Annotated in this window: 7 protein-coding genes and 1 pseudogene; 3 read left to right on the top strand and 5 right to left on the bottom strand. The window is 62.6% G+C overall.

Annotation, left to right across the window (positions count from 1 at the left end; all coding sequences use genetic code 11):
- A partial coding sequence (locus AC1D2N_RS20230; RefSeq protein WP_477981843.1) for an SIS domain-containing protein occupies positions 1–380 on the bottom strand: 380 nt, incomplete at its 3' end.
- Between the two features lie 143 nt (positions 381–523).
- On the opposite strand from AC1D2N_RS20230, the gene AC1D2N_RS20225 reads away from it, so the two are divergent.
- The gene (locus AC1D2N_RS20225) at positions 524–2062 is read left to right on the top strand and encodes an outer membrane beta-barrel protein (protein WP_130653049.1); all 1539 of its coding nucleotides are present in this window, start codon (positions 524–526) and stop codon (positions 2060–2062) included.
- Between the two features lie 71 nt (positions 2063–2133).
- Here AC1D2N_RS20225 and galU read toward each other — a convergent pair whose 3' ends face one another.
- Positions 2134–3021 carry a UTP--glucose-1-phosphate uridylyltransferase GalU gene (galU, locus tag AC1D2N_RS20220; protein ID WP_477981840.1) on the bottom strand — a complete coding sequence of 296 codons (888 nt, stop codon included), beginning with the start codon at positions 3019–3021 and terminating at the stop codon, positions 2134–2136.
- 204 nt (positions 3022–3225) lie between these two features.
- Here galU and AC1D2N_RS20215 point away from each other — a divergent pair, with 204 nt between their 5' ends.
- Together AC1D2N_RS20215 and AC1D2N_RS20210 are read left to right on the top strand one after the other, a co-directional pair.
- The gene (locus AC1D2N_RS20215; protein ID WP_130653050.1) at positions 3226–4449 is read left to right on the top strand and encodes a lytic murein transglycosylase; all 1224 of its coding nucleotides are present in this window, start codon (positions 3226–3228) and stop codon (positions 4447–4449) included.
- Positions 4450–4623: 174 nt separating this feature from the next.
- Entirely contained in the window at positions 4624–5856 is a 1233-nt protein-coding gene (locus AC1D2N_RS20210; protein ID WP_182565039.1) for an SGNH/GDSL hydrolase family protein, read from the top strand.
- A 34-nt stretch (positions 5857–5890) separates the two neighbouring features.
- Here the strand turns inward: AC1D2N_RS20210 and AC1D2N_RS20205 are convergent.
- From AC1D2N_RS20205 to gltB, 3 genes and pseudogenes are all read right to left on the bottom strand, one after another.
- Positions 5891–6522: pseudogene (locus AC1D2N_RS20205) on the bottom strand (hypothetical protein).
- Positions 6523–6788: 266 nt separating this feature from the next.
- On the bottom strand, positions 6789–8243 hold the full coding sequence (locus AC1D2N_RS20200; RefSeq protein WP_026188524.1) for a glutamate synthase subunit beta: 1455 nt from the start codon (positions 8241–8243) through the stop codon (positions 6789–6791).
- 227 nt (positions 8244–8470) lie between these two features.
- Positions 8471–13195, bottom strand: coding sequence for a glutamate synthase large subunit (gene gltB / locus AC1D2N_RS20195; protein ID WP_197728320.1), 4725 nt, complete (start codon positions 13193–13195; stop codon positions 8471–8473).
- Between the last annotated feature and the right edge of the window lie 28 nt (positions 13196–13223).

Genomic DNA, 13223 nt, shown 5'->3' with positions numbered 1-13223 from the left:
AAGCGCCGCGTGAAGGAAATGATACTCTTGAGCTCGGCGCTCTCGCCACCTTTGGAAATCGCCAAGACGACGTCGTCGCGCGCAATCATGCCGAGATCGCCGTGATTGGCCTCCGCCGCATGCACGAAAAAGGCGGGCGTTCCCGTTGAGGCAAATGTCGCCGCCAGCTTGGCGCCGATATGCCCGCTCTTGCCGACGCCAGTGACGATCACGCGTCCGGAGATGTCGCCGATGACTTCGACGGCCCGGGTGAAAGGACCGGCCAAGCCATCGTCAAAGGCCTGTTCGAGCGCTTCAAGACCGCGTCTTTCGGTCTCTATCGTGCGTTTTGCCGACTCGAGCACGCTGTTTTCAACGAGGTTGATCGCTCTTCTGTTCATGAAGTTGCGTTAGACCTTTTCACTTTCCAAGTCCACCCCGCAGTCTTTCCGAATTGTGAACAGCGCCGGCCGCCGGCAACGAATGGTTAACCACAAGGCTTTACCTTTGGGTAAGAACCGAAAGCATGTCAGGCGCGAATTGCATGGGCCAGCCAAAACAGACGAGCAGTGTGACGCCGCTCCGCGCCATGAGCTGTGCCGTCTCATTTGCCGTGCTCACTGGCCTGCTTCTCAGCCAGACGCCAGCCTTCGCGCAGTCCGCCTCGCAGCCCGCAAACAGCCGCTCCGCCACCTCTCAGGACAACCGCGCCACCAACAATGCGGCATCCGCCGCCGGTTTCGATGACGAGACCGACGATACCGCCACTCCTGCGGCAAACGGCGCGACTGCGAACGCCGACGATGCCCAGCAGCGGCCCGCCATACCGGATGCCCAAGCCGGCGACGACATTACCGGCTCCATCCTCGACGAGGACATCCGCCGGCTGAACACCCGTGAAGCGCCGGTCGATGAGGCACTGCCGCGCCGCAGGGCTGCCGAAGGCGCCTCGACAGAGGAAACGCCGGGAATCCCGATCGGCACGTTTGTGCTCCGCCCGAGCGTCACCCAGAGCATCAACACCGAGACCACCAAGGACGGCAATACGACGCAGCGGCGCGCCTTTCTCGAAACGGATGCGGCAGCGACCCTGACCTCGGACTGGGGCCGGCATCAGTTGACCGTGACCTCGGAAGGCGCCTGGCAGAAGAATGTCAGCGGCGAGGGTGAGGAACAGCCTTCCTTCAAGATCAACAGCGACCTCAGGCTGGATCTTCCCGACGATACGACCGCGCACCTGACCGCTGGCTACAATTTCTACCGCGAGGATACGGACGATCCCGACGCCATCGCCAACGCCGCTCAGCAGTCGGACGTCCAGGAATTTTCGGCCGGCGCCTCCGTCCAGCGCGATTTTGGCATCCTGCGCGGCACGACTGCACTTGCGCTGACACGCTCGATCTATTCGGACGCTAAACTCTCGAACGGCACGACCGTCTCCCTCAGCGACCGCAATCAGACGACGGGCACGTTGCGTGGCCGTGTCGGCTACGAACTGTCACCCGCGCTCATCCCCTTCATCGAGGCCAACATCGGCCGCACGGTCTATGACGAAACGCAAGACTCCGCCGGTTACGAGCGTTCGGGCCATAGCTACGGCGCCAAGGCCGGCGTCGAGGTCGATCTCGGTGAAAAGCTGAAGGGCGAAGTCGGTGTCGGCTACGAGATGGCGGATTTCGAAGACAGCCGGCTATCCTCGATCGATACGGCCACACTCGATGCAAGCCTGCTCTGGTCGCCGATCCGCGGCACCGATGTCAATCTCGACCTGCAGACGAGCATCCAGCCCTCGACCACGGCGGGCGAAAGCGGCTACGTTTCGCACGCGCTGACGACGACGGTCACCCACCAGTTGCGCGACAATCTGGTCGGCACGATGATCGGTGGCGTAATATGGCGCGATTATCCGACGGATAGCACCATCAACGACGAGCTCGTCTATACCGCTGCGACCGGCCTTACCTGGAACATCAACCGCTATCTCGATCTCACCAGCACACTCGGCTACGAGCTGACGACGCGCAAGGAAGGCAGCGATTCGCAGCAATGGCGAGCCGGCGTCGGCCTCAAGCTGAAACGCTGAGCGCCGCGTACCCGGTTGGATACGCGGCGCTCTCGATTCCGATCTTCGGAATTATGCGCTGAGCGGGAAGCTTACTTCAGACCGGCGAGCAGCTCTCTAAAGCCGCCTTCGACGGACGGACGGATATCGGCGCGTTCGAGGGCGAAGGCGACGTTTGCCAGGATGAAGCCGTCTTTGGCGCCGCAGTCGTAGGTCGCGCCGCGGAAGTGGTAACCGGCGAAATCCTGTTCCTTCAGCAGCTTCAGCATGCCGTCGGTGAGCTGGATCTCGTTGCCGGCGCCGCGCTCCTGGGTTTCGAGGATCTTGAAGATCTCAGACTGCAGGATGTAGCGGCCGTTGATGAAGAAGTTGGAAGGCGCCGTTCCCTTGGCGGGCTTTTCCACCATGCCGGTGATGCGGAAGCCGTCGCCGATCGCCTCGCCGACGCCGACGATGCCGTATTTGTGCGCTTGGTCGGGCGCGCATTCCTCGACGGCGATGATATTGCCGCCGCTCTGGCCGTAGAGGTCGATCATGCCCTTCATGCAGCCCTTGTCGCCCTTCATGATCATATCGGGCAGCAACAGTGCGAAGGGTTCGTCGCCGACGATCTCACGGGCGCACCAGACGGCGTGGCCGAGGCCGAGCGGCTCCTGCTGACGGGTGAAGCTCACCGTGCCGGCCTTCGGCAATTGCTGGGCGAGAAGGGTGATTTCAGCCTTCTTGGCGCGCTCGCGCAGCGTCTGTTCCAACTCGAAATGGATGTCGAAATAATCTTCAATGACGTGCTTGTTGCGTCCGGTGACGAAGACCAGATGTTCGATCCCGGCCTCGATCGCCTCATCGACGACATATTGAATGATTGGCTTGTCGACGACGGTCAACATTTCCTTCGGAACAGCCTTTGTCGCCGGCAGGAATCGCGTTCCCAACCCGGCAACCGGAAATACTGCTTTACGAACTTTGTTGTGTTGAGCCACACCCGGCCTCCTGCTTCGATCACATCGCTTTGGAAATAGAGCTTTTTAGCTTTAACTAGTATAGAATTGCTACTGTTTTGCAAATGGTGACCGCAGCGGATCGCCATGGTAAAGATTTTGTTGACTCCGTTCCTGTAGTCTCGGGTCTGGGCGGATAGGATGCCCCGCTGCACCAGAAACTGAAGATGACGGATACGACTGTCGATGACCCAGAATCACAAAAACTCCCTTCGTGGTCTTGCTCTCGCCCTCATTGTCGCTGCCCAGGTGGCACTGGTCCCCGACAACGCGAAAGCTGATTCCCGCTTCCAGAAATGGATCGCGGATTTTTACCAAACTGCCGCTCAGAGTGGCATCAGTAAGGCAACTTATCAAAAGGCCTTTTCCGGGGTGAGCGAGCCCGATCCGACCGTACTCGAAAAGGCGGCCTACCAGCCGGAATTCACCTCGAAGATCTGGGACTATGTCGATTCCCGCGTCAACCCCTATACCGTCAAGATCGGCCGCGAGATGGCTGCCAAACACGCAAGGACGCTCGCTGCGATCGAGCAGCGTTTCGGCGTCGACAAGACCATTTTGCTGGCCATCTGGTCGATGGAATCGAATTATGGCGCGGTTCTCGACAAGGACGACCGGCTGCACTACGTGCCGCGCGCCCTGGCAACGCTTGCCTACGCCGATCCGAGCCGCGCCAAATTCGCCAAGAAGCAGTTGGTCGCGGCACTGAAGATCCTGCAGAACGGCGATGTGCCGGCACGCGAGATGACCGGCTCCTGGGCCGGCGCCATGGGCCACACCCAGTTCATTCCGACAAGCTACCTGCTTTATGCCGTCGATGCCGACGGCAACGGCCACCGCGACATCTGGAATTCGGTCCCCGACGCGCTGGCGACCTCGGCCAATCTCCTGATGAAGAACGGCTGGGACACCGGCAAGACCTGGGGCTACGAGGTCGTCGTTCCCGCCGCAGTCGCCAAGCAGGCCGGCAAGACCCATACGTTGGCCCAATGGGCGGCACTCGGCCTGACACGCCCGAACGGCAAGGCCTTCCGCGAGAGCGCCACCAAAGCCATGCTGAAGATGCCGGCCGGGGCCAGTGGCCCGGGCTTCCTGATGACCGCCAACTTCTTCACCATCAAGAACTACAATGCCTCGGATAGCTACGCGCTTGCCGTCGGGCTGCTGGCCGACCAGATCGCCGGCTACGGCGGCATGCAACAGCGCTGGCCGCGCCCGGACGGCGCACTCGACATCACCGAGAAATTCGAGCTGCAGACCCGTCTGAAGACGCTCGGCTATTACAATGGCGAGGTCGACGGCAATTTCGGGTCGGGTTCGAAGGCGGCAATATCAGCCGTCCAGTCGCGCATCGGCATGCAGCCGGACGGTGAGCCCTCGTTGCCGCTTCTGAACGCACTGCGCCGCTAGATCGGGATGATCCCGGCCGGACCGGCCGGAAATCTCAATCCGCATTTCGATCAACGAAGTAGGGCATGATACCGCCCCAAAACCCCACACACTTTTCGGCATGATGCTCTACAACAGGCAGAACCGTGACCTAGATAGTAGCGGGAGTGGACGCTGGCCTACCCTGTGTGCAAGATGCCGGCAGATGCGGAACTGCCCATGACGAAGAAAACTGATCGCACCCCAATCCGTTGGCTCGTGCTCGCCTTGGCGGCGGCTTCGCTATGCCTTGGCGCTCTTGCGCCGGTGCATGTCGCCGAAGCCCAGGAGCAGCGCTATCAGCGCCGGTCGATCCTCGATTTTTTCCTCGGCCGACGCTATCTCGACGATGCGCCGCAAGCCCCTGATGTCCAGCAGCCGAGGCGCCAGCAGCGCAAGCGCCCACCGCCACCGAAGGCCGTGGTCAATACCCGCACCGCGCCACCCTTGCGGACCGTCGAAGAGGAGCCGGCGGTGCAGAAGCTCGGTGACGCCCGAACGATCCTGATCGTCGGCGATTTCCTGGCCAGCGGCCTCGGCGACGGCCTCACCGCCGCCTTCGAGACCTCGCCAGGCGTCGTCGTCGAAGCCCGCGGCAACGTCTCCTCAGGCCTTGTCCGCGACGATTATTACGACTGGCCGGAACAGCTGCCGAAGATGATCGACGAGCTGAAGCCGGCAATGGTCGTCGTCATGATCGGCGCCAACGACCGCCAGCAGATGGTGACCGATACCGCCAAGGAGAAATTCCGCACCGATGGCTGGTTCACCGAATACCGCCGCCGTGTCCTTTCTTTCGGCAAAGAGGTCACCGGCCGCAAGATCCCGCTGCTTTGGGTCGGCCTTCCCGCCTTCGAATCCGATTCGATGACGGCCGATGCCGTCCAGATGAACCAGCTCTACCGCAACCAGGTCGAAAGCATCGGCGGCGAATTCGTCGATATCTGGGATGGTTTCGTCGACGAAAACGGCAACTTCATCGTCACCGGCTCGGATGTGAACGGCCAGCAGGTGCGCCTGCGCACCTCAGATGGCATCAACCTTACCCAGGCCGGCCGGCGCAAGCTGGCCTTCTATGTGGAGAAGCCCGCCCGGCGTCTTCTCGGCACGCAGGCTAGTCCCGATCTGGTCCGCCTCGACTCCAGCAATCTGCCCGGTCTCGGCCTTCCCGACAATCCGGTCGAACATACCGTGCCGATCAGCCTCTCCGATCCCAATCTCGATGGCGGCGCCGAGCTTCTCGGCGCCAGGCCGCCGCCGATGGCTTTGACGCGGTCGCCGCGCGACCTCCTGGTCGAGCAGGGCGAAATGACGCCCGCGCCTCCCGGCCGCGTCGATGATTACCGCCTGCCTGTGGCAAAGGCGCCGGCCGAAGTCTCGGTCAAATAAAAGAGACCGCGCGCGGCCCTCCGCTTCGTCCCGTCTACTTCGCCGTCGCCTGCGGCCAGCTCAGATAATAGTAGTTCGAGCCGATCAGGCCGAAGAAGGCGTTGCTGTCGTTCGTCTGGTCCACATAGCTGCCGTTTTCCTTGACGAAGGCGCCGTCGGAGCCGCGCTCCAGATGCGCATCGAGGAAGTCGCTCCAGCCGCTGACATCAATCTCCTTGCCGGCCTTGCTCTCAGTGTCCGCCTCATCGGGATCGTCGACATCCCAGGCGTTGACCGACACACCCTGCGTCGGATCCGTGATGGTGAGCGTGCCCGCTTCCAGGGCAGCCAGCATGTCGTGCGCCTTGCCGCTCTCGCCTTCGGCCGCAGCCGCATCCTGCAGCTGCTGCTTCAGCATCGACATGAAGGAGGCGCTAGTGACGTCGGCGCTATCACCCGTCGTTTCGGACTCATCAGGCGTGTCGCTCTGGGCCGAAAGCGTGTCGAGCAGCCCGGAAAGAGCCTGGTTGGAAAGAAGCGAGGCGGAACTCGAATCTAGCCCGTAGCGCTCAGAATGCTGGCGGCCGACGAACTCTGCGTGTCCTGCGAGCTGTCGTCGGAGCCGCGGAGGTTTTTCAGAGCATATTGGGCCGAAACCAGCCGCGTGCTGTCAAGTGCGGAAACCATTGGAAATGTCCTTGTCGATCATTCGCGGTCTCATGCCGCGGCCGATGGTGAAATGCGTTACGGCCAAAACGGCGGGGCATCTCCGCTTCGGTCGCCGCCGGCTCCTCCTGAGCCCGCGTCCGGCGAAAAATCGCTTCCAGGTATTGCCTGAGGCTTGCGGCGCACGGCCTCCGCGTCAAGCGGTCGCACTACAGCGCGGCGCACCATGAAAAAACTCCGCCGGAGGGGCGGAGTTCGTGGTCTTCGGGAAGGTGTGCGGCCGATGGTCAGTTCGGCAGAACGGTCGAACCCATCAATTCCTCGTCGATGGCGCGCGCTGCCTGGCGGCCTTCACGGATCGCCCAGACCACCAGCGATTGGCCGCGGCGCACGTCACCCGCCGTCCAGAACTTGTCGACCGAAGTCTTGTAGTCGCGATCGTTGGCGACGACGTTGGTCGAGCCGCGCTTGTCGGTGTTGAGCGTCAGCTTGCCCTCGAGCTCCTTCAGCACGCTGCCGGTGAACGGCCCGCGGAAACCGATGGCGATGAAGGCGAGATCGGCCCGGATGACGAATTCCGTACCTGGAACCGGCCGCCGGCGTTCGTCGACCTCGCAGCACTTGACGCCGGTGAGCACACCGTCTTCGCCGACAAATTCAAGAGTCGCCACCTGGAATTCACGGACGGCACCCTCGGCCTGTGAGGAGGAGGTTCGCATCTTCGTCGCCCAGAAGGGCCAGACGGCAAGCTTGTCTTCCTTCTCCGGCGGCTGCGGCCGAATGTCGAGCTGTGTGACCTTGACGGCTCCCTGGCGGAAGGCCGTGCCGACGCAGTCCGAAGCCGTATCGCCGCCGCCGACGACGACGATATGTTTGGCGCCGGCAAGGATCGGGTCCGACGGCCAGCCGACGCTGTCGATGTTCTCCCGCCCGACGCGGCGGTTTTGCTGCACCAGATAGGGCATCGCATCATGCACGCCCGCAAGGTCGGTGCCCGGAATGCCCGCCTCACGCGGCGTCTCGGAACCACCGCAGTAAAGAACGGCGTCGTGATCGGCGAGCAACTGCTCGACCTTGACGTCGACGCCGACATTGACGCCGCAATGGAAGGTGACGCCCTCACCCTTCATCTGCTCGACGCGGCGGTCGATGAAGTTCTTCTCCATCTTGAAATCGGGAATGCCGTAGCGCAGCAGGCCGCCCGGCTTGGTCTCGCGCTCATAGAGATGCACCTCATGGCCGGCGCGGCCGAGCTGCTGGGCAGCCGCCATGCCGGCGGGGCCGGAGCCGATGACGGCGACCTTCTTGCCGGTATGGACCGTCGCCGGCTGCGGCCGGATGAAGCCGAGCTCATAGGCCTTGTCGGCGATCGCCTGTTCGACCGTCTTGATGGCAACCGGCGCATCCTCGAGATTCAACGTGCAGGCTTCCTCGCAGGGCGCCGGGCAGACGCGACCGGTAAACTCGGGGAAGTTGTTGGTGGAATGCAGGTTCTGGATCGCCGCTTCCCAGTTGTTGTTGTAGACGAGGTCGTTCCAATCGGGAATCTGGTTGTGAACAGGGCAACCGGTCGGGCCGTGGCAATAGGGGATGCCACAGTCCATGCAGCGCGCGGCCTGTTTCTGCACTTCCGGGTCCGACATCGGGATCGTGAACTCGCGGAAATGGCGGATACGATCCGACGCCGGCTGGTATTTCGCCACCTGCCGGTCGATTTCCAGAAACCCTGTTACCTTACCCATGTTTTCGTCCCTTACCCTCATGACCGCCTCACCGCAGCCAATCTGTCTATCGTCAGTCCCGGTACCCGGGGCAAGTTGCTTGTCTTGACCGTCATTGGACCATATCCCCTGCAAGACATCCGTGCGATCTGAACAGCCTTCGCCGTCGGTATGATCGTCACGGGTCATTGAGATATTTTCGTCATCCGTCACCTGCAGTCAGCTGGTGACGGATGTCCCGGTGCAATTCATTCTGCGGCGATGCCCATCCGGCTGCGCTCCATTTCCTCGAGCGCCCGACGGTATTCGACCGGCATGACCTTGCGGAACTTCGGACGGTAGTCGGCCCAGTTGTCGAGGATCTGCGTGGCGCGGGCCGAGCCCGTATAGTGCAGATGGTTGGAGATCAGCTGGTAGAGGCGCTCCTCGTCATGGCGCGTCATGTCGCCAGAGACGTCGACGCGTCCCTTGTGCATGAGGTCACCACCGTGATGATGCAGCTTCTCCAGCATGTCGTCCTCCTCGGGCACCGGCTCGAGCTCGACCATCGCCATGTTGCAGCGGCTGGCGAAATCGCCGGTCTCATCGAGCACGTAGGCGACACCGCCGGACATGCCGGCCGCGAAGTTGCGGCCCGTGGCGCCAAGCACGACGACAACGCCACCGGTCATGTATTCGCAGCCATGGTCGCCGACACCCTCGACGATGGCGATCGCGCCCGAATTGCGCACGGCGAAACGTTCGCCTGCCACACCGCGGAAATAGCATTCGCCCTCGGTCGCACCATAAAGCACGGTGTTGCCGACGATGATCGAGTCCTCGGCCACGATCCTCGAATTCTCCGGCGGCCGGATGATGATCTTGCCGCCTGAAAGGCCCTTGCCGACATAGTCATTGCCGTCACCGATCAGGTTGAAAGTGACGCCGCGCGCCAGGAAGGCGCCGAAGCTCTGCCCCGCCGTGCCGCGAAGCGTCACATTGATCGTGTCTTCCTTCAGCCCGCGATGGCGGAAGCGCTTGGCGACCTCGCCGGAAAGCATTGCTCCGGCCGACCGGTCGACGTTCTTGATGCCGACCTCGAAGGCGACGGGCGTCTTGGCCGTCAGTGCCGGCTGCGCCTGCTCGATCAGCACGCGGTCGAGAATGTCGTCGATCGGGTGCTTCTGCCGGCTCGTCCAGAAGGTCTCTTCCTTGGGAGCGTCGACCTTGTGGAAGATACGGCTGAAGTCGAGGCCCTTCGCCTTCCAGTGATTCAGCATCTCGTCCTTTTCCAGAAGCTCCGAGGCGCCGATGATCTCGTCGAGCCGGGTGAACCCGAGTGAGGCGAGGATTTCGCGCACTTCGTTGGCGACGAAGAAGAAATAGTTGATGACGTGCTCCGGCGCGCCCTTGAAGCGCTTGCGCAGCACCGGATCCTGGGTCGCCACACCCACCGGACAGGTGTTGAGATGGCACTTGCGCATCATGATGCAGCCGGCGGCAATCAGCGGCGCGGTGGCAAAGCCGAACTCGTCGGCTCCAAGCAGCGCCCCGATGATGACGTCGCGGCCGGTCTTCAGCCCGCCGTCCACCTGCAGGGCGACGCGCGAGCGCAGCCCGTTCAGCACCAGCGTCTGCTGGGTCTCGGCAAGGCCGATTTCCCAAGGGCTGCCGGCATGTTTGAGCGACGTCAGCGGCGACGCGCCCGTGCCGCCGTCGAAGCCGGCGACCGTGATGTGGTCGGCGCGTGCCTTGGCGACACCGGCGGCAACCGTGCCGACGCCGACTTCAGAGACGAGCTTGACCGAAACATCGGCAGTCGGGTTGACGTTCTTCAGATCGTAGATCAGCTGCGCCAGATCTTCGATGGAATAGATGTCGTGGTGCGGCGGCGGCGAAATCAGGCCGACACCCGGTGTCGAATGGCGGGTCTTGGCAACGGTCGCGTCAACCTTGTGACCCGGCAGCTGACCGCCTTCGCCAGGCTTGGCGCCTTGCGCCACCTTGATCTGCAGCACGTCGGCATTGACGAGATATTCGGTGGTCACCCCGAAGCGGCCCGACGCAATCTGCTTGATCGCCGAACGTTCCGGGTTCATCGAACCATCGGCCAGCGGCATGTAGCGGTCGGATTCCTCGCCGCCCTCGCCGGTGTTCGACTTGCCGCCGATCCGGTTCATGGCGATCGCCAGCGTCGTATGCGCCTCCCTGGAGATCGAGCCGAAGGACATCGCCCCGGTCGAGAAACGCCTGACGATATCGGCCGCCGGCTCGACCTCGTCGATCGATATCGGCTTGCGGCCGAGCGCCTCGGCGCTCTTCATCTTGAAGAGCCCCCGGATCGTGTTCATGCGCAGCGCCGAATTGTTCACCATATCGGCGAATTCGCGGTAGCGATCCTCGGCATTGCCGCGCACGGCATGCTGAAGGGCGGCGACCGCATCCGGCGTCCAGGCATGGCTTTCGCCGCGCATGCGGTAGGCATATTCGCCGCCGATGTCGAGCGTCGTGGCAAGAAGCGGATCGGTGCCGAAGGCCGCGTTATGGCGGGCGACGGTTTCTGCGGCGATCGCCTCGAGGCCGACGCCTTCGATCATCGTCGCGGTTCCGAAGAAATACTTGTCGATCAGTTCCGACTGCAGGCCGATCGCATCGAAGATCTGCGCACCGCAATAGGACTGGTAGGTCGAGATGCCCATCTTCGACATGACCTTGAGGATGCCTTTGCCGACTGCCTTGATGTAGCGGTAGACAACTTCGGAAGCATCCACTTCCTTCGGGAATTCGCCCTTGGCATGCATGTCGAGCAGCGTGTCGAAGGCGAGATAAGGGTTGATCGCCTCCGCGCCGTAGCCGGCGAGCAGGCAGAAATGATGGACCTCGCGCGGTTCGCCGGTCTCGACAACGAGACCCACCGAGGTGCGAAGCCCCTTGCGGATCAGGTGATGGTGCACGGCAGCCGTCGCCAGCAGTGCCGGAATGGCGATCCGGTCCGGCCCGATCTGACGATCGGAGAGCACGATGATGTTGTAGCCGCCCTTGACGGCCGCTTCCGCGCGCTCGCAGAGCCGGTCGAGCATCTCGGGCATGCCTTCGGCGCCACGCTCGATATCATAGGTGAAATCGAGCGTCTTCGTGTCGAAACGGTCTTCCGTATGGCCGATCGAACGGATTTTCTCGAGATCGCCATTGGTCAGGATCGGCTGGCGAACCTCGAGCCGCTTGGCGTTCGCCGCGCCCTCGTGGTCGAGAATATTCGGCCGCGGCCCGATGAAGGAAACCAGGCTCATGACCAGTTCCTCGCGGATCGGGTCGATCGGCGGATTGGTCACCTGCGCGAAGTTCTGCTTGAAATAGGTGTAGAGCAGCTTCGGCTTTTCCGACATCGCCGAGATCGGCGTATCCGTGCCCATCGAGCCGATCGCCTCCTGGCCGGTCGTCGCCATCGGCGACATCAGGATGCGTGTATCCTCGAGCGTGTAGCCGAAGGCCTGCTGGCGGTCGAGCAGCGACACGTCGCGGCGCAGCGCCCGCGGCTCCACCGGCTTCAGGTCTTCGAGGATCAGCTGGGTGCGGTTGAGCCAGCTGCGATAGGGATGCGCCGTCGCAAGCTGCGACTTCACCTCGTCGTCGGAGATGATGCGGCCTTCTTCCATATCGATCAGCAGCATCTTGCCCGGCTGCAGTCGCCACTTCTGGATGATCTTCTCCTCCGGAACCGGCAACACGCCGGCTTCGGACGCCATGATGACTCGGTCGTCATCGGTGACGAGGTAGCGCGCCGGCCGCAAGCCGTTGCGGTCGAGCGTCGCACCGATCTGCTTGCCGTCGGTGAAGGCGACGGCAGCCGGCCCATCCCAGGGCTCCATCAGCGCGGCATGATATTCGTAGAAGGCCTTGCGTTCTGCCGCCATCGACTGATTGCCGGCCCAGGCCTCCGGGATCAGCATCATCACGGCATGCGCCATCGAATAACCGCCGCGCACCAGGAATTCGAGCGCGTTGTCGAAGCAGGCCGTGTCTGACTGCCCCTCGTAGGAGATCGGCCAGAGCTTGGAGATGTCCTCGCCGAACAGCGGCGAGGAGACCGAGGCCTGGCGCGCCGCCATCCAGTTGACGTTGCCGCGCAGCGTGTTGATCTCGCCGTTATGGGCGACCATGCGGTAAGGATGCGCGAGCTTCCACGAGGGGAAGGTGTTGGTCGAGAAGCGCTGGTGCACCAGGGCGACCGCGCTTTCGAAGCGCGGATCCGACAGGTCCTTGTAATAGACGCCGACCTGATAGGCCAGGAACATGCCCTTGTAGACCACCGTCGCCGACGACAGCGACACCGGATAGAAATTGCTCTCCTCGCCGTCGAACTCGTCATAGATGCGGTTGGAGATGACCTTGCGCAGCGTGAACAGCCGACGCTCGAATTCGTCGTTGTTTTCGGCATCCTCGCCGGCGCCGATGAAGACCTGCACATGATGCGGCTCGGTTGCGGCAATGGCCGGCGCCTTGGAGAGCGAGGAATTGTCGACGGGCACGTCGCGGAAGCCGATGAAGACCTGACCTTCCTCGGTGATGACGTCCTTGATCACCTTCTTGAAGTGCTCGATCTGCTTTTCATCGCGCGGCATGAAGATATGGCCGACGCCATATGCGCCGACCGGCGGCAGGGTGATGCCCTGCTCGGCCATCTCCTCGCGGAAGAAACGGTCGGGGATCTGCACCAGGATGCCGGCGCCGTCACCCATCAGCGGATCGGCGCCGACGGCGCCGCGATGCGTCAGGTTTTCAAGGATGAACAGGCCATCCTTGACGATCTGGTGTGACTTCTGGCCCTTCATATGCGCGACGAAGCCGACGCCGCAGGCATCATGTTCGTTGCGCGGATCGTAGAGGCCCTGTTTCTTCGGCAGGCCGGAGGCGGATTTGGACATATTGGCCGTCGCGCGCAGCTCTGCAGCAGCAAACCGGTCAACTTCCATGGATGGCGTCTTCGTCATCATCTTTCCTCCTGTCGAAGCCCGCGGGGCC

The organism is Rhizobium sp. P1_B8 (genome assembly GCF_056406515.1).
This window is presented reverse-complemented; position numbering and strand designations above follow the sequence as displayed.

Coding starts and splice junctions, on each gene's coding strand:
- AC1D2N_RS20225 (WP_130653049.1), top strand. CDS start 524: ATGGGCCAGCCAAAACAGACGAGCAGTGTGACGCCGCTCCGCGCCATG.
- AC1D2N_RS20215 (WP_130653050.1), top strand. CDS start 3,226: ATGACCCAGAATCACAAAAACTCCCTTCGTGGTCTTGCTCTCGCCCTC.
- AC1D2N_RS20210 (WP_182565039.1), top strand. CDS start 4,624: ATGCCGGCAGATGCGGAACTGCCCATGACGAAGAAAACTGATCGCACC.
- AC1D2N_RS20200 (WP_026188524.1), bottom strand. CDS start 8,243: ATGGGTAAGGTAACAGGGTTTCTGGAAATCGACCGGCAGGTGGCGAAA.
- gltB (WP_197728320.1), bottom strand. CDS start 13,195: ATGATGACGAAGACGCCATCCATGGAAGTTGACCGGTTTGCTGCTGCA.